We start from the raw sequence: 23323 nt of genomic DNA, 5'->3' as shown, positions 1-23323 counted from the left end.
ATCCATCACCGCACTCCGCACCGGGTACGGCCGAAATTAGGCAGATCAGGTGAAGCCGCCGAAGGCCGTGCATGAACGACGGGTGAACCCCTGCCGTCGGCCCGGTGAGGTAACGGAACGCTCACGGGGAGGCCACGCCCGGATCCCGGCGACCGGCCGGACGGACACCCGTGCGATGTCCGGCACCCGTACGGGGGAACCCCGCGGCGCGCGCCGTCGTCTCGATTCGCGGGGGCCACACGGGGGTCAGGGGGCCCGCGGAGGCCATGAGGGCCGCGGAAAGGCGATGGACACATGGAACGGCGTACGTTCATCTCGGGCGGCGTGGCCGCGCTGGCGACGGCGGTGACCGCGTGCGGTACGGGCGGGAGTCATCCCGCGGCGGCCTCGACACACCCCTCGGGCGGGTCCGGGACCGCCGCGCCGTCGCTCACGGCCGCGAGGACCACCACCGCGAGCACCGCCGCGAGCGCGGCCGCGGACTGGACCGCCCTCGCCCACGACCTCGACGGCACCCTGGTCCGCCCGGGCGACGCCCAGTGGAAGACGGCCCACCAGCTGTACAACACCCGCTTCGACGGGCTGAAGCCCGCCGCGGTCGCCTACGTCGCGCACGCCGCCGACATCCGTACGGTCCTGTCGTACGCGAAGGCCCGGCACATACCGGTGTCGATCCGCAACGGCGGCCACTCCTACGCCGGTTACTCCTCCGGCGACAACCGCCTCGTCGTGGACGTCTCCCGGCTGGGCGGGATCCGGGTGAGCGGCGGCCAGGCGGTGGTCGGCGCCGGCGCCAAGCTGATCGACGTCTACCGGGGGCTGGCCGCGAAGGGCGTGACCATACCCGCCGGCTCCTGCCCCACGGTCGGCGTCTCCGGCCTGGTGCTCGGCGGCGGCCACGGCGTCGTCTCCCGCGCCTACGGACTGACCTGCGACAGCCTCACCCAGGCCACGCTGATCACGGCCGACGGCCGGCAGCTGACCGCCGACGCCAAGAACCACTCCGATCTCTTCTGGGCGCTGCGCGGCGCGGGCAACGGCAACTTCGGCGTCGTCACCGAGCTGCACTTCAGGACGCATCCGGCGCCGCAGGCGGTGACCGCGTACCTGTCCTGGCCGTGGTCGAAGGCGGCGGCGGTGCTCAAGGCCTGGCAGGAGTGGGGGCCGGGCCAGCCGGACGAGATCTGGTCCTCGCTGCACCTGTCCTGCTCCCCGGGCGGCACCCCGGCCGTCTCCGTCTCCTGCTTCTCCCTCGGCACGTACGGCGAGCTCCAGAACGCCGTGGACCGCCTGGCCCACCTGGCCGGCGCCAACGCCTCCGCCGTCTCCCTGCACCGCCGGGGCTACGAGCAGGCCATGGAGATCTACGCCGGCTGCTCCTCCTTCTCGGCGCAGGCCCAGTGCCACCTGCCCGGCGCGACGCCCGGCCGCTCCCCGCACGGCGCGCTCGGCCGCGAGACGTACGCGGCCCGCTCCGACTTCTTCGACCGCTCGCTGTCCACGGCGGGCATCCAGACGGTGCTCCACCAGATCGCCTCCGTGCGGGGCGGCGCGGGCAGCATCGCTTTCACCGCGCTGGGCGGCGCGGTGAACCGGGTCGCCCCGACGGCCACGGCCTTCGTGCACCGCCGCTCGCGCATGCTGGCCCAGTACATCGCGTCCTGGCCGGCGGGCGCCTCCGGCGCGACGGCCCAGTCCTGGCTGACGTCGGCCCACAAGGCCATGGCTCCGCACGCCTCCGGCGCGGCGTACCAGAACTACACGGACCCGACGCTGACGAACTGGCGCAAGGCGTACTACGGGGACGCGGCGGCCCGGCTGGCGCAGGTGAAGGCGCAGTACGACCCGCAGCGGTTCTTCTCGTACGCGCAGGGGATCTGAAGGGGTCGGGAACCGGACACGCGGGGGCGGTCATCGGCTGCCGGTCGGCCCGAGCCGCCTGCTCGTCGCCGGCGCACGCCCCCGCCGCCGTACCGCTACGCGGCCAGGTCCCGTTCCTCCGGGTCCGCCGGCTCCACGGTCCTGCGCGTCCCCGGCACCACGGGGACCTCGGCCGCGGTCCGGCGCCGCACGAGCCGGCCGGCCCGGGGGGACCGTTCCACCGCCCGCATCAGCGGGGTGAGCAGGGCCGAGGCCAGGGGGGCGAGCAGCAGGGCCACCGCCGTGCCGAGGGCGAAGCCGCCGATCACGTCCGTCGGATAGTGGACGCCCATGAACACCCGGCAGAAGCCCTCCAGCAGCGCCAGGCCGATCCCGACGATGCCGAACTTCCGGTTGGCGACGAACAGCCCCACGCCGAGCGCCATCGTCAAGGTGGCGTGATCGCTGACGAAGGAGAAGTCCGTCTTGCCGGCGACGAGGACATCGAGCCCCTGGTGGTCCACGAAGGGGCGCGGCCGTTCCACGAATCCCCGGATCGGGATGTTCACCAGCACCGCGATACCGGCCGCGAGCGGCGCCCACACCAGCGCGGCCATCGAGGACGCCACGTCCTCACCGCCCCGCCGGCGCACGGACCACCAGCACCACACCACCAGCAGCACCATCGCGAGGAGCAGCCCGTACTCGCCCACGAATTCCATGGCGCGGTCGAACCAGTGCGGGGCGTCCTTGGCCAGCCCGTTGATGTCATAGAGCAGTTCGACGTCGGGGTTCGATCCGGATTCGGCGAGTACAGCCATGGTGCTGCGGCCCCTTCGTCGTTTTCCCGGACGCACCTCGTGTGCGTCGCACCGACCCCCGTGGTTCGTAGTTCCGCTTCCGCTGCACTGCTCCGTACTGACGTCGGCCGGGCTACGTCAACAGGAACGCACGGTCACCACCAATACGTTCCACTCTCCACTGAAAGATCACGCAGACGTTACCGAAGAGAGACTCATCATCGCAGCTCAGGGCCCAGTTTCACGCGCGGTTTAGACCGACGTGGGGAGCGCTTTTGCGCCATCTTCCGTTACCCGGGTGGCACCGAAGTAATCCGCGCCGTCGATCGGGTCGAACCGGATCACGGCCCCCGTCCGCGGCGCGTCGATCATGTACCCGCCACCGACGTAGATGCCCACGTGGTGGATGGCCCGGGAGTCGTTGGGGTCGTGCGAGAAGAAGACCAGGTCGCCCGGGAGGAGCTGGCTGCGCGAGGGGTGCGGGCCGGCGTTGTACTGGTCGTTGGCCACGCGCGGCAGCGAGATCCCGACGCTCCGGTACGCGGCCTGGGTCAGCCCCGAGCAGTCGAACCGGCCGCCCTGCGCGGCGGTGCCCTCACCACCCCACAGGTACGGCGTACCGAGCTTCTTCTGCGCGAAGTCGATGGCGCCCGCGGCCTGCCGGGTGGGGTCGAGCCGGGTGGGCGGCGCGGCGAAGCTCTCCGCGAGGCTGCGGATGCGCTGCACGTAGTTCCGCGTCTCGCTGATGGCCGGAACCCCGCCCGCCTGGATGACGCGGTAGGCGCCCGCGTTGTAGGCGGCGAGCATGTTGTCGGAGACGTTGCCCGGAACGTCCTTGACGTACTTGGCCAGTTCGCAGTCGTACGACGCCGCCGACGGGATGGCGTCGTTCGGATCCCAGATGTCGCGCTTGCCGTCGCCGTTTCCGTCGATGCCGTGCGTCGCCCAGGTGCTCGGGATGAACTGCGCGATGCCCCGGGCGTCGGCGGGGCTGACGACGCGCGGGTTCCAGCCGCTCTCCTGGTACAGCTGCGCGGCGAGCAGCGCGGGGCTCAGCGCGGGGCACAGGTTCCCCCACTTCTGCACCAGCTGCTGGTACGCGGCCGGCACCGCCCCCTTGGCCAGCGCGCGCCCGCCCGCCACCATCCCGCCGACCAGGTTCCCCGCGACCAGGTACACCCCGACGACGAGCAGCATGACGAAGGCCAGCCCACCCCCGACGAGGGCGCCACCGACGATCCACCCCTTACGCACCGTCAACCGCCCCTCACCGCCTGCCAGTCCGCCGCACAGCAGTGTAGAAGCCACACCCCGTCAGCACGAGAACGTCCGTCCGAGCCACGACCGATTCGGCCTCCTGGCAGGCCGGCTGCGGACGGAGGAGGGGAGCCCGTGAACACCGATCAGGCCCGCGGATCACCGCGCCCTGTGGCCGCCGTCACAAGCTCTCCGCCTGCTGGGGAGTCCGTTGCGAGGCCCGCGTCGATTCCGCCTTGCCGCGCAGACCTCGCTGCGGTGGCCGGCAGACGCCCCCCATACGGCCTGTCACGTGGGCGGACAGGCCGGTCCAAACTGAACCACCGTGCCGAGGGCGGCCGGTTCCTCTGCTCCGGCCGGGAAGCAATCGGCGAGACGCAGAACTGCACGTGCCGTTCCCCGAGTAGGGGCCGTCAGCTCGTCGCGTCCCGGTACAGTTCCCCCGCCTGCGCCCCCAGCACCACGCTGTACGACACGTCGTCCGTCGAGCCGCCCTCCTCGTGGCCGCCGAGGACGCCGACGACCTGGTGGTCGCCGTTGATCCAGGGGCTGCCGCTGGTGCCGCCGGTGAAGGCGGGGCAGTAGATGCGCTGCTGGGTGGCGCTCTGGCGGCGCGGCTTGTTGGTGCAGCGGATGGGGACCTCGCGGGAGTCCGGGTAACCGGTGACCGTCACCGCCGTCGCCCCGGTGGAGGTGCCGGTGACGAACCGGTTGCCGCCGACCACCTGTTCGATCGTCCGGCCGCGGAGATCGGCCACCGTGGCGAAGGCGAGGTCGCTGTCCTCGTCCTGGTCGGTTGCCCAGCTGTCCGGCAGGAAGCGCCGGGTCACCTTCCACACCCCGTAGGGCGCCTGCCCGTCCCGGTAGCCCGGCACGAACACCAGGTCGGCGTCGGAGCCGCTCACACAGTGCGCGGCGGTGACGATGAGGTCGCCCCGCGGGCTGTGCACCACCGAGGCGGTGCAGAAGTGCCCGCCGGCCAGGCTGTTCGCGCGGTCCGCACCGAACAGCGCGCCGACCCGTGCGGCGCGCGCGGTCGCGACCGCGTCCGCGGTGACCCCGAGGGGTCCCGGCCCGTCGTCGGCGGCGGCCACGGACGCCGACGTCAGGGCGAGCATCACCACAGCCCCGAGCAACGCGGGACGCGAGGTGACCGAGATGCGTGAGATGCGCTTCATCAGGCCTCACTCTGTCTCACGAAGGTGAGAAACCCGCTCCGACTTCGCTGAGATTTTCGGCAGAAACCTCCCGATGGCCGGTGCAGCCACCACGGTACTGGCGCTCCGCCCCGCCCGCCTCCCCACCGGTCACCCGGCGTCAGAACGTCGTCGTCATCCCACCGTCCACCGCGATGGTCCGCCCGGTGATGAAGGTCGCCGCGTCGCTCGCCAGGAAGACGACGACGGCGGCGATCTCCTCCGGCCGGCCCCAACGACCCGGCGCGGTACGGGTGCGCAGCCGGCGTTCCCAGTCGGGGTCGGCCGTCAGCTCGGTGTTGGCCTCGGTGGCGAAGGTGCCCGGCGCGACCGAGTTGACGGTCGTCCCGCTCGGGCCGAGTCGGCCGCGAGTGCCCGGGTCAGACCGTCGAGGCCCGCCTTCGCGGTGGCGTAGCCGACATCACCCGTACGGCCCAACTGCCCCATCACGGACGACACGTTGACGATGCGGCCCGGGACGCCGCGCGCGGCCAGGCCCCGGGCCACCGTCTGGCTCGGCGCGTAGGCCGACGTCAGATCGGTGTCGAGCAGCGCGTGCAGCTCCTGCGGGCTCATCTCGGCCACGCCCCGCCGGTCACGGTGGCCGACGTTGTCGACCAGGATGTCGAGGTCGCCCGGTTCCTCGACGGCGTGCTCGGTCGCCGGCCGGTCCGTGACGTCGAACGCGGCGGTCGTGACGTCGTACCCGACACCCGCCCGCAGCCGCTCGGCCGCCGCCGCGAGGGCCGCCGGGTACCGGCCGTTGAGGACCACCCGCGCGCCCGCCCCGGCGACGCCGCGCGCCATCTCCAGGCCGAGGCCGCGCGCCGACCCCGTCACCAGGGCCGTACGCCCGTCGAGCCGGAAGGTCACCGGCCCGGGACCGGCGCCCGCGCCGGTCCCGATGCCGCCCGTGCCTGCGGCGGTCATGGGTCTCGGTTCCGTAGTCGTCCCGGGGTGTCCCTTTCCGTCACCGTATCCGGTGCCCGGTCACCCGGGCGTTTCCCCGCCGTGTTCAGCCGGGTCCGCCCGCCGCCTTCCACTCGACGCCCGTCAGCTCCTCCGACAGCGTCCACAGCCGCCGGGCCGCCTCCGGGTCGCTCGCCGCGGCACTGCGGGCGACCAGGGTGGGGGCGCCGCGCCACTCGCCGAAGCCGTCGGGGCCGACGTAGGAGGCGCCGGGCAGGTCCTGGACGGCCGCGTACAGGGTGGGCAGGGCCCCGGCCCGGTCGCTCTGCGCGACCAGCCGGCCGGCGACCGACATACCCGCCCTGACCAGCGGGTTCGCGTGGTGGCTGGAAAGGTTGGTGGCCGCGTAGCCCGGATGGGCGGCGAGCGCCCGCACCGGGGAGCCCGCCTCGGTCAGCCGGCGCTGGAGCTCCAGCGTGAACAGCAGGTTGGCCAGCTTGGACTGGGCGTAGGCACGTGCCGGGCGGTAGCGGCCGCGCAGGTTCACGTCCTCGAAGTGGATGCGCCGGCTGCCCCAGCGGTGCGCGGAGGAGGCCACCGTCACCACGCGGTCCGTGACGTACGGCAGCAGCAGGTTGGTCAGCGCGAAGTGCCCGAGGTGATTGGTGCCGAACTGCCGCTCGAAGCCCTGGGCGGTCCGCCCCTCCGGCAGCATCATCACGCCCGCGTTGTTCACGAGCAGGTCCAACGGCCGGTCCCAGCCGGCGGCGAACGCCCGCACCGAGTCCAGGTCCGCCAGGTCGAGCCGGCGCACCTCGGTGCTGCCGCCGACCCGCGCCGCGGCGGCCTCGCCCCGCGCGACGTCCCGTACGGCGAACACCACGTGCGCCCCGGCCCGCGCCAGCGCCTCGGCCGTGACCAGCCCGAGGCCGCTGTTGGCACCGGTGATCACGGCCGTACGGCCGCTCTGGTCGGGCAGGTGGGTCACGTTCCACTTGCGCGCGCCGCGCGCGCCGGTCGTCTCAGCCATCCCCATAATGTAGACAGCGGCAACAATGGTGTCAACGACAACAATGCTGGCGACGTCAACACCGGGATACGATGGTGCGCATGCCCGAAAGCCGCCCCTACCACCACGGAGACCTGCGCGCCGCCCTGCTCAGGAGCGCCGAGCGCACTCTGCGGGAGGAGGGGGCCGGCGCGCTGTCGCTGCGCGCGCTGGCCCGGGACGTCGGCGTCAGCCACGCGGCCCCGGGCCGCCACTTCAAGGACAAGCAGGCCCTGCTCGACGCCCTCGCGCTGGAGGGGTACGAGCGGCTGGAGCGCGCACTGACCGAGGCGGCCGACGCGGGGCCCGGCCTCGACGAACGGATGACGGCGAGCGCACACGCCTACCTCGGCTTCGCCGTCGCGCACCCCGCGCTGCTGGAGCTGATGTTCGCGCGCAAGCACCACCCTGACGGCTCGGCGCGGCTCGCCGCGGCCGCCGACCGCACCCTCGGCTCCCTCACCCGGATGTTCGCGGACGCCCAGGAGCGGGGCGAGATCGTCGAGGGCGACCCCGAGCGCATCGCCCTGACCGCCGCCGCCGGACTGCACGGCCTCGCCGCCCTCATCGCCGGCCGCGCGCTGGACGCCGAGGAGGTCCTGGCCGGACTGGACGACCACGTCCGACTGGTGCTGCACGGCCTCAAGCCCCGCTGACGACCGCTCAGCCCCCGTACCACCACGCTGGTTCGACGACAAGGCGAGTCAACGCCCGGCCGAACGAAGGCCCGTCGGCGAAATGCCCGGTCAACCCCCGTTCGCACGAGCCCGGTCGGCCACACACAAGACCAACGCCCTTACGGATACACACCGTACGAGCCACCGATAGCCAACTTCCCTTCACGCACGGCCTGTCGACACCCCGCCCCCGCTCCCCCCCAGGTCACCTCTCCGCCATCCGCCCGTCATTGATCAGTAAGCCGGGCACCCCGTTTCAGTAACGCGGAAGTCAGTATTCCGAAAACCCCTTGTTGTCGCGTACCCAACAAGCGATGGTCGTCGCGGGCCGCCGCCCCCACCGGCACAACCCGCCGGTGGCCCCCCACCGCAGGCCTCTCCCCATCACTCCCAGGAGGCTGTACGTTGCGTACGACCACCCCCACCCACCCCCACATATCCGGCAGATGGCGCCGGATCGGCTCGGCCGCCGCCGCAGCCACCGCGCTCGCCCTCGCGGGCCTCGGCACCGCCGCCCACGCGGAGGCGGCCACCCCGCACAAGGTGAGCGCCAAGACCATCGCCGCCCAGGTCGCCAAGGCCCATGTGCAGTACGCGAAGGCGTGCGCCGGCACCCCGAAGAAGGGCTACGCCGCCTGTGACGCGCTCCGGGTGACCGGCGGCACCACCGCCTTCATGGAGAAGCAGGCCGCCGTCAAGGGCGTCGCGCCCCGGACGATCAGCCCGAACGCCACCGCCTCCAGCCCCACCGGCTACGGCCCCTCGGACATCCAGTCCGCCTACGGCCTGGCCTCCGCCGCCGCCTCCGAGGGCTCGGGCGAGACCGTCGCCATCGTGGACGCCTACGACGACCCCAACGCGGCGTCCGACCTCAACACGTACCGCTCGTACTACGGCCTGCCGGCCTGCACGACCGCCAACGGCTGCTTCACCAAGGTCGGCCAGACGGGCTCCACCACCTCGCTGCCCACCGCCGACAGCGGCTGGGCAGGTGAGATCTCGCTCGACCTCGACATGGTCAGCGCGACCTGCCCGAACTGCAAGATCCTGCTGGTCGAGGCCAAGACGGCGTCGATGGCCAACCTGGGCACCGCGGTCAACGAGGCCGTGAAGCTGGGCGCCAAGTTCGTCTCCAACAGCTACGGCGGCTCGGAGTCCTCCTCGGACAGCAGCTACGACTCGTCGTACTACAACCACGCGGGCGTCGTCATCACCGCCAGCGCGGGCGACTCGGGCTACGGCGCCGAGTACCCGGCCGGCTCCCGGTACGTGACCGCCGTCGGCGGCACCGCCCTCAAGAAGGCGTCCACCACCCGCGGCTGGAGCGAGAGCGTCTGGAACACCTCCAGCACCGAGGGCACCGGCTCCGGCTGCTCCGCCTACGACGCCAAGCCCAGCTGGCAGACCGACACCGGCTGCACCAAGCGCACCATCGCGGACGTTTCCGCCGTGGCCGACCCCGCCACCGGCGTCTCCGTCTACGACACCTACGGCGCCGACGGCACCGGCTGGAACACCTACGGCGGCACCAGCGCCAGCTCCCCGATCATCGCCTCGGTCTACGCCCTCGCCGGCACCCCGAGCAGCGGCAGCTACCCGGCCAAGTTCCCCTACGCCAAGGCCGGCACCACCGCGCTGAACGACGTCACCAGCGGCAGCAACGGCTCCTGCTCCACCAGCTACCTCTGCACCGCCCGTTCGGGCTACGACGGCCCGACCGGCCTGGGCACCCCCGAGGGCACGGCCGCCTTCACGGGCTGAGCCGCCGACCCGCGAACGGGACACCCCGTCGGGTCACGGGGCGCCGCCGATGAGGGGGGCGTGGGGCCCCCTCGGCGGCACGGAAAGAAGGAGGGCGGACCACGGCAGCCGGCCGTGGTCCGCCCTCCGGCACGTCCTCACCCGGCGCCCGCCACCCCGGCGCCCGCCCATTTCCCGTCCGTCGCCTGTGAGTCGGGTCAAGAGAACGACAACGTTGGGTAAGGCGGAAGCCAGGATTCCCGCGCGGAGGCAATTGCCCTCTTGTTGTCGCGTACTCAACAAGTCATCGTCTTCGTCGTACCGCCGCACGCACCAGCAACGCCCCTGTTCCCACCCCTCGACCGGAACATCAGGAGGCTGCACATGCGTACGTCCCCCGCCGTCGGCACCACGGCCGCACCCGGCCGCCGGCGCCGCATCGGCACCGTCTTCGCCGCCGCTGCCGCGCTCGCGTTCGCCGGGTTCGGCACCGCCGTCCAGGCCGGCGCGGCCACCGCCGCCCCCGCCGGGGCGACCTGGGCCAAGACCCCCTGTGCCACCCCGAAGCACCAGGGTGAACTCGCCTGCAACTCGCTGCGCGTGACCGGCGGACTCACCGCCTTCCAGCAGGAACAGGCCGCCCGCACCGGCATCACGCCCAGGGCCGCCAACGCCTCGACACCCTCCGGGTACGGCCCCTCCGACCTCCAGGCGGCCTACGGCCTCACCTCCGCCGCCGCCTCCAAGGGCTCGGGCGAGACGATCGCGATCGTCGACGCCTACAACGACCCGAACGCCGAGGCCGACCTCGCCAAGTACCGCTCGTACTACGGCCTGCCCGCCTGCACCAAGGCCAGCGGCTGCTTCAAGCAGGTCAGCCAGACCGGCTCCACCACCTCACTGCCCAGCAGCGACGCCGGCTGGTCCGAGGAGATCTCCCTCGACCTCGACATGGCCTCCGCGATCTGCCCCAACTGCAACATCCTGCTGGTCGAGGCCACCACCCCGACGATGGCCAACCTGGGCACCGCGGTGAACGAAGCGGTCAAGCTGGGCGCCAAGTTCGTCTCCAACAGCTACGGCGGCTCGGAGTCCTCCTCCGACAGCAGCTACGACTCCTCCTACTTCAACCACCCGGGCGTCGCCATCACCGTCTCCGCCGGTGACTCCGGCTACGGCGCCGAGTACCCGGCCGCCTCCCAGTACGTGACCGCCGTCGGCGGCACCGCCCTCAAGAAGGCGTCCACCACCCGCGGCTGGAGCGAGACCGTCTGGAACACCTCCAGCACCGAGGGCACCGGCTCCGGCTGCTCCGCCTACGACGCCAAGCCCAGCTGGCAGACCGACACCGGCTGCGCCAAGCGCACCATCGCGGACGTCTCCGCCGTGGCCGACCCCGCCACCGGCGTCTCCGTCTACGACTCGTACGGCATCACCGCCGGCTGGTACACCTTCGGCGGCACCAGCGCCAGCTCCCCGATCATCGCCTCGGTCTACGCCCTCGCCGGCACCCCGAGCAGCGGCAGCTACCCGGCCAAGTTCCCCTACGCCAAGGCCGGCACCACCGCGCTGAACGACGTCACCAGCGGCAGCAACGGCTCCTGCTCCACCAGCTACCTGTGCACCGCCCGTTCGGGCTACGACGGCCCGACCGGCCTGGGCACCCCGGCGGGCGTCTCGGCCTTCACCGGCTGACCCTTCCCGACCCGCACCCCACAGGCCCCGGCGGCACCCGCCGCCGGGGCCCTCGGCCGTTTCAGGGCGCCCCCGCGTGAGACCATCGAAGCGGTCTCTCACCCGACCGGCCGTCAAAAACCGTGCCAGGGCGTAAAGAAGGTCAACGACGGGACCACACGGCAGGTTCCGGTCGGACCTCGTTGCCCGGGGTGACCTGCCGTGATACACAGAGTGACCGTACGACGTATTCGTACGAAACCCGCCAGTCAATGACGTCAAGTCGACATACGACGGCGACGTTGTCGGCGACAATGAGGCCTGACCTCTGCACACCGCAGAGGACTCGCGGAACTACCCACCAGGGGCGGTGACTTACATGTTCTTTGCGGCCGACAAGGGAGACATCAACACCATCATCGGCGGGATCGCTCCGGACTGGGGGCCCTTCGGCAGCCTGGGCAACGAGGCCAAGGTGATGATCGAGGTGGTGATGGCCGTCGCCATCCTGCTCTGCCTCGGCATCGCGGTCTGGGGCGCGGCGAAGCAGCGCATCGGTGCGACGGCGCTGCGCGACACCTTCAGCGCGGAGCAGGGCAAGGGCCTCATCATCGCCGGACTCACCGGAGTCTTCATCATCGGCTCCCTCGGCACGCTGTTCACCATCGTCTACGGCATGGCGGTCTAGCCTCCCTGTCCCCACCCTGTCCGTCGTGCCCACCGGCTGAGGTTGCGTTTCCCTGATGTCGAGTCACCACACCGCGCCCGCGCGGGAACCAGCACGGCTACCGTCGTATGTCTACGAGGTGGAGGGGGCGTACCCGGTATGAGTCCCGCAGACGAGCAGGGTTACTCCGACTACGGCGACACGGGCCACACCCGTACCCGCCTCCCCGACAACGACCCCTACGGCGGCGCCCCCCGCCGCCCCACCCGCTCCTCCTCCCGGGGCCTGATCACGGTCGTCGGCGTCGTCGTCCTCCTGATCGCGGCCATCGCGTTTGCGAACAGGGGCGACCATTCGTCCGCCGACAGCCCCACGGCCTCGTCACGCAAACCACCGGCGACCGACCCCACGGCGGCGAGCGGAACCCGGCCGGTGCAGACGAAGACGATGGGGATCCCCACGGGCTTCGCCCACTCGGAACAAGGAGCCCAGTCGGCCGCCTCGAACTACGCGGTGGCCCTGGGCTCGACGGACATGTTCAAGAAGGACAGCCGCCAGAGGCTGCTGAGCCTCCTGTACGTGCCCGAAGTGGCAGCCCGCCTCCAAGGCGAGATGGACCGGTCCTACACGGCGGACTTCCTCGCCACGATGGGCCTCGACGCGAACGGCAACCCGCCGAAAGGCAGCACGTTCGTCGCCCGGGTGACCCCGGTCGGTGCGACGGTGCAGTCCTACACGGACAACGCGGCCAAGGTCGCGGTCTGGTACGTGGGCCTCATCGGCATGGCCGGCAACGGCTCGACCGATCCCGTCACCTCGACCTGGAAGACATGGACCTTCGACCTGCGCTGGTCCGGCGGCGACTGGAAGATCGCCGCCGACACCCAGAAGAACGGTCCCTCTCCCGTGCCCGGTGACGACCCGGCCGCCACCTCCGACCAGATCTCCAAGGCCATCGAAGAGTACGGAGGGTTCACGTATGCCCGGTAGCCCGCAACGTGCGCTCAAGCTCGCCGGAATCGTGACAGCCGTCCAGACCACGGCCGTACTGCTGGCCACCCGCGCCGTCGCCGCACCATCGCCCTCCCCCACCCCGTCGGGCAGCCCGTCCAGCTCCCCGTCGGGCGGGTTCGACTGCACCAACATCGTCGGCGACGCCAAGAAGTACTGTGCCCGAGGCAACACCTCCAGCGGATCGGGAGGTGCCAACGTCCCGGACACCTCCACCATGGATCCGCTGTCGTCACTCGCCAAAGGCTGTGCCGAAGCCGCCGCCTGGACCGTCAAGAAGCTCAGTTCCGCCGTCAAGGACACCGCCACCGTCGACTTCACCAACGAGAAGTTCCTCCAGCAGTACGCCATCGTCTTCGCCGCGTCCACGATCCTGACGCTGCTGCTGTGGCTGCTGGCCGTCGCCAAGCGCGCGGTGCGGGGTGTGCCGCTGACCACCGCCATCTCGGAGGCCGTCGGCTTCCTGTGGCTGACGGTGATGGCCTCGGCGTTCACGCCGCTGATCCTCTACACCGTCGTCTCCGCCACGGACAGCGTGACGGACGTCCTGGCGAAGGCCACCGGCGACCAGGCCGACACGTTCTTCGGCACCTTCTCCGGCGCCCTCAGCAAGGGCACCGACATCGGCGGCGGCCCCATCATGCTGATCGTCGTCTCCCTGGTCAGCATCCTCGCCGCCGGTGTCCTGTGGCTGGAGCTCGTCATCCGCGCCGCCCTCCTCTACGTCGGCGCCCTCCTCGGCACCGTCGTCTACGCGGGCCTCGTGGACAAGAACCTGTGGGGACACGTCCGCCGCTGGGCGGGCATCATGATCGCCGTGATCCTGGTCAAACCGGTGATCGTGATCGTGCTCGGCCTCGCCGGCGCCCTCTCCTCCGGCAACGGCCCCGACGCCTTCTCCGCCGTCGTCTCCGGCCTCGCCATCATCCTGCTGGCCATCTTCGCCAGCGCCGCGATCTACCGCTTCGTCCCCGGCTTCGGCGACGAGATCGCCAGCGGCCGCAACAACCGGATCATGCAGGGCGCCGAGGGCAAGGCCGCCGCCGTCATCAGCTCCCCCGCCACCCTCGTCGCGCAGGGCATCAAGACCCACAGCTCCCGCGCCGACAGCAACGGCGGAGCCCAGAGCGGCGGCACCAGCACGCCCCGCCCGGCCAACCCCGTCTCCGGCGGCGTCGCGGCCCACAGCAGCCGTACCTCCGGCGGGGGCGGCGGGGCCGCCGCCCCCGCGCCCCGGGCCGCCAGCCCGGTCAACACCCCGCACGCCGGCAACACCCGCAACAACCGCACGGGAGGTGAAGGGCGTTGACGACCGAGTCCCACCTGTCCCATCCGATCACGCCCCGCCGTACGTATCTCATCGGCCGCGCCCGGCCGAACGCGATCATCGGCCGCAACCGCGAGTCCGGTGAGATCGCGCTGATCGTCGTGGGCGCGTTCCTCGGCATGATGTGCGGCCTCCTCGTACCGAACCTGCCCCTGCGGATCGTCCTGCTGACGGGCTTCCCGCTGCTCGCGCTCGCCGCGGTCTACGTGCCGTACAAGCGCCGCACCTTCTACAAGTGGTTCGAGATCAACCGCAGTTACAAGCGCACCCTCAAGCGCGGCGCCACCTACCGCTCGGCCGTCATGGAGGCCGGCACCCGCCTGGACGGCGCCGAGGTCGAGGTCGGCCCGCCCCCGGGCATCGGCCGCATCAGCTGGCTCGCCGCCCCCTTCGGACCCGACGAGATCGCCGTACTGCTGCACGCCGACCGCAAGACCGTCACCGCCGCCATCGAGATCGAGGGCCCCGGCGTCGGCCTGCGCGACTCCGAGGACCAGGAGGCCCTGGTCGACCGGTTCGGCACCCTGCTCAAGCACGTCGCCAACGGCGACGGCTTCGTCACCCGGCTCCAGATGCTCGCCCGCACCCTGCCCGCAGACCCCGACGCGCACGCCAAGGACGTCGCCCAGCGCGGCGACGGACGCGCCCCCGAATGGCTCCAGCGGTCCTACGACCAGCTCCAGTCCATGGTGTCCACCAGCAGCGAGCAGCACCGCGCCTACCTGGTCGCCTGCATGCACTACAGCCGCGAACTGGCCGCCGAGGCCCAGGCGATGGCCCGTGCCGCCCGCCCCCAGTCCGGCCGCAAGCTGGACCGTGACGCCGGCCTCGCCGTCGTCATGGCCCGCGAGCTCACCGACATCTGCTCCCGCCTCCAGGAAGCCGACATCCGCGTCCGCCAGCCGCTCGGCCAGGGCCGGCTCGCGTCCCTGATCCACTCCATGTACGACCCGGACCACCCCATCGACCACATCCAGGCGATGACCCGGCGCAACGCCTGGCCGGCCGAACTGGACGCCACCGAACCGACGTTCCTCCAGGCCAAGACCCGCGAGTCCGCCACCCGCGCCCCCTGGTGCCACGCCACCGCCTGGATCAAGGAGTGGCCCATGACCCCGGTCGGCGTGAACTTCCTGGCGCCCCTGCTCGTGCACACCCCGGACGTCATCCGCACCGTCGCGGTCACGATGGACCTCGAACCCACCGAGGTCGCCATCGAACGCATGCTGACCGAGAAGACCAACGACGAGGCCGAGGCGTCCCGCGCCGCCAAGATGAACCGCACCGTCGACCCCCGCGACCTGGCCGCGCACAACCGGCTCGACCAGCGCGGCGAGGACCTCGCCAGCGGCGCCGCCGGCGTGAACCTGGTCGGCTACATCACCGTCTCCGCCCGTACTCCGGAATCCCTCGCCCGCGACAAGCGCACCATCAGGGCGTCCGCCGGAAAGTCGTACCTCAAGCTGGAGTGGTGCGACCGGGAGCACCACCGCGCCTTCGTGAACACACTTCCTTTCGCCACCGGCATCCGAAGGTAGGGGCTGATTCGCCGATGCGGGATCCGCTGTCCGTCCTCACCGAGGCCTTCACCTCCTTCCTGTTCGGAAAGGTGGAGACGACCCGGCTGCCGGTGCGCACCTCCACGGGCCAGGCCCAGGCGGTCTACCTGCCCACGGCCGCACCGGGCCTCGGCGACTCCGGCGTCATCATCGGCCGCGAGGTCTACTCCGGGAAGGGCTACATCTACGACCCCTTCCAGCTGTACGGCCAGCAGCTCCCGGCCCCCCACTGGCTGGTCCTCGGCGAGTCCGGCAACGGCAAGTCGGCGCTGGAGAAGACGTACGTCCTGCGCCAGCTGCGGTTCCGGGACCGCCAGGTCGTCGTCCTGGACGCCCAGGGCGAGGACGGGGTCGGCGAGTGGAACCTCATCGCCGAGGAGCTGGGCATAACGCCGATCCGGCTGGACCCGACGGCCGCCCTGAACCACGGCATCCGCCTCAACCCGCTGGACCCGGCGATCACCACCACCGGCCAGCTGGCGCTGCTGCGCACCATCATCGAGGTGGCGATGGGTCACGGCCTGGACGAACGCTCCGGCTTCGCCCTCAAGGTCGCCCACTCCTTCGTCAACGAGACGATCGTGGACCGCCAGCCGGTCCTCACCGACATCGTGGAGCGGCTGCGGCACCCCGAGCCGGATTCGGCCGAGGCGATGAACGTCGCCCTGGACGACGTACGGGCCTGGGGCCTGGACGTCGCCCTGGTCCTCGACCGCCTCGTCGACGGTGACCTGCGCGGCATGTTCGACGGCCCCACCACGGTCGGCATCGACCTGGACGCCCCGCTGATCGTCTTCGACCTCTCGCACATCGACCGCAACTCCATCGCCATGCCCATCCTCATGGCGATCGTCGGGGTGTGGCTGGAGCACACCTGGATCCGCCCCGACCGCAAGAAGCGGATCTTCCTGGTCGAAGAGGCCTGGCACATCATCAACAGCCCGTTCGTGGCCCAGCTGTTCCAGCGCCTGCTGAAGTTCGGCCGGCGCCTCGGCCTGTCCTTCGTGGCCGTCGTCCACCACCTTTCCGACGTGGTGGACGGCGCGGCCGCGAAGGAGGCGGCGGCGATCCTGAAGATGGCCTCGACCAGGACGATCTACGCCCAGAAGGCCGACGAGGCCCGGGCCACGGGCCGCGTCCTGGGTCTGCCCCGCTGGGCGGTGGAGATCATCCCGACGCTGACCCCGGGCATCGCGGTCTGGGACGTCAACGGCAACGTGCAGGTGGTCAAACACCTGATCACCGAGACCGAACGGCCGCTGGTCTTCACCGACCGCGCGATGACCGAGTCCTCCAGCGACCTCGCGGCGGACGACGCCCTGCGCGCCGCCGAGCTGGAGGCCGAGGAGCGAGCGGCGGCCTTCGTGGAACAGCACCTGGGCGACTCCGAGTCCACGGTGGCGTAAGGAGGTACGGACGGGTGAGACCGGACGCTCGCGAACCCCGGGAGGAGCGGCGGCAGGGCCAGGGCGGCATCCCGGACGGGCTGCTGCTCGGCGTCCTCGCCTTCCTCCTCGGCATCACGGTGCTGGTGTGGACGGCCACCGGCCTGGCCGCGCTCTTCGCCAAGGGCGCCTGGCCCGCGGGCGTCGCCTTCGTCCGCACCCCTGTGGCCATGCGCCACCTCCTCGGCCGGCCGCACGACCTCGCCGGCGCCTGGCCCGACACCCCCGCGTCCCAGCTGTCCGGCTGGGGCCTGTTCTGGGGGCTGTTCATCGCCCAGCTGATGGTGCTGTTGGTCCTCACCGTGTTCGTGCTGGGTACGGTGGCACGCTGGCGGGCCGCCCGGGCCCGGGCCCGGGCGGCGAAGCGGGCACCGGTGCCGGAGCCACTGCCGCGAGCCGAGCCGGCCGCGGTGGCCCCGGTGCCGGTGGAGGCACCGGGGCGGTACGAAGTCCCCCAGCGGTACGAGGTGCCGGAGCAGCGGCACGAAATGCCGGCCCCGCAGCCGGCACCGCCCGCACCGCAGCCCGTCCTGCCGGTGCCGGAGCCGCCGGTTCGCCTTCCTGCCGACGGCGAGCGCGTGGGCGGCCCGGGCGGCCGGGAGAAGATTCTCGTCGCGCCCGCCGACACCCGCCGTAGGACCGCCGTCCAGGCCGTACGGGACGCGGACGGCCCGCTCGTCGTCGTCACCTCGAACCCGGAACTCTGGTCGGAGACCAAGGACGCCCGCGCGAAGCTGGGCCCCGCCCTGCTCTACGACCCCACCCACCGCTGCGACACGCCGGCCCGCCTCCACTGGTCCCCCACGGCCGGCTGCGAGGACAAGCAGACCGCCCTGCACCGTGCGACCGCGCTCCTCGCCCCGGTGCAGCCCACCGCCCGTATCGACCAGGCGGTCGCGGACACGGCGATCACCCTGCTGCGCAGCTGTCTGCACGCCGCCGCCCTGGAGAACCGCACCGTCCGCCATGTCCACCGCTGGTCCCAGGGCACCCAGGTGCAGGACGCCGTCCGCATCCTGCGCACCCACCCGAAGGCCGCCGCGGGCGCCGCGGGCGAGCTGGAGGCCGCGCTCACCGCGCACCCGGAACGTCGGGACATCGCCCAGGAGTTGACCGGTCGGGCGCTGGCCGCGCTGTCGACGGTCAACATCCGTGAGGCCTGCACCCCCAACCGAACTGATGCCCTCGCCTTGGATTCCTTCGTCCATGAAGGGGGCACGCTTTACGTAGTCGGAGAATCCATCGAGGACCCCAGGAGCACGCCGGGCGCGATGCCCCTGCTGACGGCCCTCGTCTCCAGCGTGGTCGAGCGCGGCCGGCGCATGGCCGAACGGTCATCCTCCGGTCGGCTCGACCCACCACTCACTCTGGTCCTGGACGACATCGCCGCGGTGGCCCCGCTCCCGGAGCTGCCCGACCTGCTGGCTTCCGGCACGGAGCAGGGTCTGGCGACGCTCGCCCTGCTCCGCTCCCGCGAACAGGCCCGCGCCCGCTGGCCGCACCGGGACCTGCCGGGGCCGCCGGGGCTGCCCGTCTAGGGCCTGTCTTCCGGATCTCGCCGCGCCGAGCCGACCTGATCCGGAAGAAAGGCCCTGGTCACCGCTCCAGGACGAACTCCAGCTCGTTCTGTGCCGCGTCCTTCACGAACGGCACCACCAGCCCGCTCGGGCCGAACCCGGCCTTGCGGTAGGCGCCCTGTGCCCGGGTGTTGTCCTCGTGCACCAGCAGCCGGACCCGTTCGGCGCCGTGCCGCCACGCCCAGTCCACGCCGGCGTCCAGCAGGGACTTGATCAGCCCGTTGCCCCGGTGCCCGGGGCGCACGTACACGCCGACGACGTGTCCTTGCCGGCGCTCGATCGTGTACCCCGCCCAGTCCTCGGTGCCGGGCTCCTCCATCAGCACGGTCAGTGAACCGGCCCACGTCCCGTCGGGTACCTCGGCGATGAACTGCTGGGCTGTCGGGGAGCCTTCGCCGGAGCCGGCCGCCCGGTCCTGCCAGAAGAGGTCGGCCTTCGCCGCGGCCTCTTCGTGGCTTTCCAGGAAGGCGAGCGGCGCGGCCGGATCCCGCAGGGCGTCGAGCCGCAGCTCCTTCACTTTCTCCCATTCCTCGGGCCGTATGGCGCGTACGACGTAATCGCTGGAAAGCCTGTTCATGTCCGTCACGGTAGTGCTGCGGGCCGCCTTCGGCACCCCATAAAGTGGCCGCCATGACCACCCTTCACGAACGACCGCACACCGCCTTGCTGGTGATCGACGTCCAGAACGGGGTCGTCGCCGGCTCACCCGGGCTGGCCGACGTTCTCGCCAATATCAACACCCTGGTCGACCGGGCGCGTACGGCGGGGGTCCCGGTGGTGTGGGTGCAGCACCAGGACGAGGAGCTGGTGCCGGGCACCGAGGCCTGGGAGTACGTCCCGGAGCTGAAGCGTCTGGACTCCGAGCCGCTGATCGCCAAGTCCTACCCGGACTCCTTCGAGGCCACCGAGTTGGAGGACGTGCTGGCGGCGCACGGTGTGGGCCGGCTGCTGGTCACCGGCGCCCAGACGGACTGCTGTGTCCGTTCCACGCTGCACGGCGGCCTGGTCCGCGGTTACGACGCGACGCTGGTCGCCGACGCCCACACCACGGAGGACCTCACGGCGTACGGGGCCCCTTCGCCGGAGCTGGTGATCGCGCACACCAACCTGTACTGGAGCAACCAGAGCGCCCCGGGCCGTACGGCGGGCACGGTGCGGACGGCGGACGTGCGTTTCTGACGCCGTCCGTCGGGCGCCGACCATCCCCCCAATCGACGGAAAAGCCCCTGAAACGCGGAAAACCCCCGCACCACAGTGCGGGGGTTCCCCTCAAAAATTGTTCGGCGGCGTCCTACTCTCCCACAGGGTCCCCCCTGCAGTACCATCGGCGCTGTGAGGCTTAGCTTCCGGGTTCGAAATGTAACCGGGCGTTTCCCTCACGCTATAACCACCGAAACACTATGAAACTGACAACCAGCACAATGGTTGTTCGTGGTTTCAGAACCAACACAGTGGACGCGAGCAACTGAGGACAAGCCCTCGGCCTATTAGTACCGGTCACCTCCACCAGTTACCTGGCTTCCAGATCCGGCCTATCAACCCAGTCGTCTACTGGGAGCCTTACCCCATCAAGTGGGTGGGAGTCCTCATCTCGAAGCAGGCTTCCCGCTTAGATGCTTTCAGCGGTTATCCCTCCCGAACGTAGCCAACCAGCCATGCCCTTGGCAGAACAACTGGCACACCAGAGGTTCGTCCGTCCCGGTCCTCTCGTACTAGGGACAGCCCTTCTCAAGACTCCTACGCGCACAGCGGATAGGGACCGAACTGTCTCACGACGTTCTAAACCCAGCTCGCGTACCGCTTTAATGGGCGAACAGCCCAACCCTTGGGACCGACTCCAGCCCCAGGATGCGACGAGCCGACATCGAGGTGCCAAACCATCCCGTCGATATGGACTCTTGGGGAAGATCAGCCTGTTATCCCCGGGGTACCTTTTATCCGTTGAGCGACGGCGCTTCCACAAGCCACCGCCGGATCACTAGTCCCGACTTTCGTCCCTGCTCGACCCGTCGGTCTCACAGTCAAGCTCCCTTGTGCACTTACACTCAACACCTGATTGCCAACCAGGCTGAGGGAACCTTTGGGCGCCTCCGTTACCCTTTAGGAGGCAACCGCCCCAGTTAAACTACCCATCAGACACTGTCCCTGATCCGGATCACGGACCCAGGTTAGACATCCAGCACGACCAGACTGGTATTTCAACGACGACTCCACAACCACTGGCGTGGCCGCTTCACAGTCTCCCAGCTATCCTACACAAGCCGAACCGAACACCAATATCAAACTGTAGTAAAGGTCCCGGGGTCTTTCCGTCCTGCTGCGCGAAACGAGCATCTTTACTCGTAGTGCAATTTCACCGGGCCTATGGTTGAGACAGTCGAGAAGTCGTTACGCCATTCGTGCAGGTCGGAACTTACCCGACAAGGAATTTCGCTACCTTAGGATGGTTATAGTTACCACCGCCGTTTACTGGCGCTTAAGTTCTCAGCTTCGCCTGGACGAATCCAAGCTAACCGGTCCCCTTAACGTTCCAGCACCGGGCAGGCGTCAGTCCGTATACATCGCCTTACGGCTTCGCACGGACCTGTGTTTTTAGTAAACAGTCGCTTCTCGCTGGTCTCTGCGGCCACCCCCAGCTCGAACAGCAAGTGCTCTCACCAGGTGTGGCCCCCCTTCTCCCGAAGTTACGGGGGCATTTTGCCGAGTTCCTTAACCATAGTTCACCCGAACGCCTCGGTATTCTCTACCTGACCACCTGAGTCGGTTTAGGGTACGGGCCGCCATGAAACTCGCTAGAGGCTTTTCTCGACAGCATAGGATCATCCACTTCACCACAATCGGCTCGGCATCAGGTCTCAGACACATGATGTGCGGATTTGCCTACACACCGTCCTACACCCTTACCCCGGGACAACCACCGCCCGGGATGGACTACCTTCCTGCGTCACCCCATCACTCACCTACTAACCGCTTGGTTCAGCGGCTCCACCACTCCCCTTTGCCCGAAGGCTCCGGGGCGGCTTCACGGCCTTAGCATCACGATGCTCGATGTTTGACGCTTCACAGCGGGTACCGGAATATCAACCGGTTATCCATCGACTACGCCTGTCGGCCTCGCCTTAGGTCCCGACTTACCCTGGGCAGATCAGCTTGACCCAGGAACCCTTAGTCAATCGGCGCACACGTTTCTCACGTGTGAATCGCTACTCATGCCTGCATTCTCACTCGTCAACCGTCCACAACTACCTTCCGGTGCTGCTTCACCCGGCAGACGACGCTCCCCTACCCATCACAACACCCGTTAGGGCTATATGCTGCAATGACACGACTTCGGCGGTACGCTTGAGCCCCGCTACATTGTCGGCGCGGAATCACTAGACCAGTGAGCTATTACGCACTCTTTCAAGGGTGGCTGCTTCTAAGCCAACCTCCTGGTTGTCTGTGCGACTCCACATCCTTTCCCACTTAGCGTACGCTTAGGGGCCTTAGTCGATGCTCTGGGCTGTTTCCCTCTCGACCATGGAGCTTATCCCCCACAGTCTCACTGCCGCGCTCTCACTTACCGGCATTCGGAGTTTGGCTAAGGTCAGTAACCCGGTAGGGCCCATCGCCTATCCAGTGCTCTACCTCCGGCAAGAAACACACGACGCTGCACCTAAATGCATTTCGGGGAGAACCAGCTATCACGGAGTTTGATTGGCCTTTCACCCCTAACCACAGGTCATCCCCCAGGTTTTCAACCCTGGTGGGTTCGGTCCTCCACGAAGTCTTACCTCCGCTTCAACCTGCCCATGGCTAGATCACTCCGCTTCGGGTCTTGAGCGTGCTACTAAAAACGCCCTATTCGGACTCGCTTTCGCTACGGCTTCCCCACCCGGGTTAACCTCGCAACACACCGCAAACTCGCAGGCTCATTCTTCAAAAGGCACGCAGTCACGAGAATGTGCAAGCACATTCCGACGCTCCCACGGCTTGTAGGCACACGGTTTCAGGTACTATTTCACTCCCCTCCCGGGGTACTTTTCACCATTCCCTCACGGTACTATCCGCTATCGGTCACCAGGGAATATTTAGGCTTAGCGGGTGGTCCCGCCAGATTCACACGGGATTTCTCGGGCCCCGTGCTACTTGGGTGTCTCTCAAGCAAGCCGCTGACATTTCGACTACGGGGGTCTTACCCTCTACGCCGGACCTTTCGCATGTCCTTCGCCTACATCAACGGTTTCTAACTCGCCCTACGGCCGGCAGACCGTAGAAGAGAGATCCCACAACCCCGCACACGCAACCCCTGCCGGGTCTCACACGCATACGGTTTGGCCTCATCCGGTTTCGCTCGCCACTACTCCCGGAATCACGGTTGTTTTCTCTTCCTGAGGGTACTGAGATGTTTCACTTCCCCTCGTTCCCTCCACACTGCCTATGTGTTCAGCAGCGGGTGACAGCCCATGACGACTGCCGGGTTTCCCCATTCGGAAACCCCCGGATCAAAGCCTGGTTGACGACTCCCCGGGGACTATCGCGGCCTCCCACGTCCTTCATCGGTTCCTGGTGCCAAGGCATCCACCGTGCGCCCTTA

16 protein-coding genes, 2 rRNA genes and 1 pseudogene (1 of these 19 running past the window's edge) are annotated in these 23323 nt (G+C 69.6%); 11 read left to right on the top strand and 8 right to left on the bottom strand.

The genetic code is table 11. From position 1 onward, the window contains the following. Window positions 1-294: 294 nt before the first annotated feature. On the top strand, window positions 295-1881 hold the full coding sequence (locus tag ACSP97_RS19120; RefSeq protein ID WP_440553492.1) for an FAD-binding oxidoreductase: 1587 nt from the start codon (window positions 295-297) through the stop codon (window positions 1879-1881). A 95-nt stretch (window positions 1882-1976) separates the two neighbouring features. On the opposite strand, the gene ACSP97_RS19115 is transcribed toward ACSP97_RS19120, so the two are convergent. The 5 genes and pseudogenes from ACSP97_RS19115 to ACSP97_RS19095 form a co-directional block, all read right to left on the bottom strand. Further along, window positions 1977-2681, bottom strand: a complete 705-nt coding sequence (locus ACSP97_RS19115; RefSeq protein ID WP_355327921.1) for a phosphatase PAP2 family protein — start codon at window positions 2679-2681, stop codon at window positions 1977-1979. A gap of 231 nt (window positions 2682-2912) precedes the next feature. Next, window positions 2913-3920 carry a C40 family peptidase gene (locus tag ACSP97_RS19110; RefSeq protein WP_355155428.1) on the bottom strand — a complete coding sequence of 336 codons (1008 nt, stop codon included), beginning with the start codon at window positions 3918-3920 and terminating at the stop codon, window positions 2913-2915. A gap of 410 nt (window positions 3921-4330) precedes the next feature. Then, window positions 4331-5095, bottom strand: a complete 765-nt coding sequence (locus ACSP97_RS19105) for a trypsin-like peptidase domain-containing protein (protein ID WP_355155421.1) — start codon at window positions 5093-5095, stop codon at window positions 4331-4333. Window positions 5096-5234: 139 nt separating this feature from the next. Beyond that, window positions 5235-5920: pseudogene (locus ACSP97_RS19100) on the bottom strand (SDR family oxidoreductase). A 208-nt stretch (window positions 5921-6128) separates the two neighbouring features. Next, on the bottom strand, window positions 6129-7052 hold the full coding sequence (locus tag ACSP97_RS19095) for an oxidoreductase (RefSeq protein ID WP_355155419.1): 924 nt from the start codon (window positions 7050-7052) through the stop codon (window positions 6129-6131). 71 nt (window positions 7053-7123) lie between these two features. Here ACSP97_RS19095 and ACSP97_RS19090 point away from each other — a divergent pair, with 71 nt between their 5' ends. From ACSP97_RS19090 to ACSP97_RS19050, 9 genes are all read left to right on the top strand, one after another. Beyond that, window positions 7124-7726 carry a TetR/AcrR family transcriptional regulator gene (locus ACSP97_RS19090; protein ID WP_355155417.1) on the top strand — a complete coding sequence of 201 codons (603 nt, stop codon included), beginning with the start codon at window positions 7124-7126 and terminating at the stop codon, window positions 7724-7726. Between the two features lie 426 nt (window positions 7727-8152). After that, window positions 8153-9508: a S53 family peptidase gene (locus tag ACSP97_RS19085; RefSeq protein ID WP_440553488.1), complete on the top strand. Its 1356-nt coding sequence runs from the start codon at window positions 8153-8155 to the stop codon at window positions 9506-9508. 363 nt (window positions 9509-9871) lie between these two features. Then, complete coding sequence (locus tag ACSP97_RS19080; protein ID WP_440553486.1) at window positions 9872-11182, top strand: S53 family peptidase; 1311 nt, start codon at window positions 9872-9874, stop codon at window positions 11180-11182. Window positions 11183-11540: 358 nt separating this feature from the next. After that, on the top strand, window positions 11541-11849 hold the full coding sequence (locus ACSP97_RS19075) for a hypothetical protein (RefSeq protein WP_355155411.1): 309 nt from the start codon (window positions 11541-11543) through the stop codon (window positions 11847-11849). A gap of 138 nt (window positions 11850-11987) precedes the next feature. Next, on the top strand, window positions 11988-12818 hold the full coding sequence (locus ACSP97_RS19070) for a hypothetical protein (protein ID WP_355327915.1): 831 nt from the start codon (window positions 11988-11990) through the stop codon (window positions 12816-12818). Further along, a complete protein-coding gene (locus ACSP97_RS19065) occupies window positions 12808-14148 on the top strand; it encodes a hypothetical protein (RefSeq protein WP_355327913.1) in 1341 nt (446 codons plus the stop codon). Before ACSP97_RS19070 ends, ACSP97_RS19065 begins: the two co-directional genes overlap by 11 nt. Next, complete coding sequence (locus ACSP97_RS19060; protein WP_364730779.1) at window positions 14145-15704, top strand: SCO6880 family protein; 1560 nt, start codon at window positions 14145-14147, stop codon at window positions 15702-15704. The genes ACSP97_RS19065 and ACSP97_RS19060 overlap by 4 nt, the downstream gene beginning before the upstream one ends. A 14-nt stretch (window positions 15705-15718) precedes the next feature. Next, complete coding sequence (locus tag ACSP97_RS19055; RefSeq protein ID WP_355155404.1) at window positions 15719-17131, top strand: ATP-binding protein; 1413 nt, start codon at window positions 15719-15721, stop codon at window positions 17129-17131. Window positions 17132-17145: 14 nt separating this feature from the next. Further along, entirely contained in the window at window positions 17146-18708 is a 1563-nt protein-coding gene (locus tag ACSP97_RS19050) for a type IV secretory system conjugative DNA transfer family protein (RefSeq protein WP_440553483.1), read from the top strand. A 58-nt stretch (window positions 18709-18766) separates the two neighbouring features. On the opposite strand, the gene ACSP97_RS19045 is transcribed toward ACSP97_RS19050, so the two are convergent. Continuing rightward, the gene (locus ACSP97_RS19045) at window positions 18767-19324 is read right to left on the bottom strand and encodes a GNAT family N-acetyltransferase (protein WP_440553481.1); all 558 of its coding nucleotides are present in this window, start codon (window positions 19322-19324) and stop codon (window positions 18767-18769) included. Between the two features lie 53 nt (window positions 19325-19377). Between ACSP97_RS19045 and ACSP97_RS19040 the strand changes: the two genes are divergently transcribed. After that, on the top strand, window positions 19378-19926 hold the full coding sequence (locus ACSP97_RS19040) for a cysteine hydrolase family protein (protein WP_355155399.1): 549 nt from the start codon (window positions 19378-19380) through the stop codon (window positions 19924-19926). A gap of 99 nt (window positions 19927-20025) precedes the next feature. Here ACSP97_RS19040 and rrf read toward each other — a convergent pair. Together rrf and ACSP97_RS19030 are read right to left on the bottom strand one after the other, a co-directional pair. Continuing rightward, window positions 20026-20142, bottom strand: a 5S ribosomal RNA gene (rrf, locus tag ACSP97_RS19035). 72 nt (window positions 20143-20214) lie between these two features. Next, a 23S ribosomal RNA gene (locus ACSP97_RS19030) occupies window positions 20215-23323 on the bottom strand (it continues 11 nt past the right edge of the window).

The sequence above is a fragment of the Streptomyces sp. SCPE 10 genome, from assembly GCF_051980735.1.
Classification (GTDB): domain Bacteria; phylum Actinomycetota; class Actinomycetes; order Streptomycetales; family Streptomycetaceae; genus Streptomyces; species Streptomyces misionensis.
This window is presented reverse-complemented; position numbering and strand designations above follow the sequence as displayed.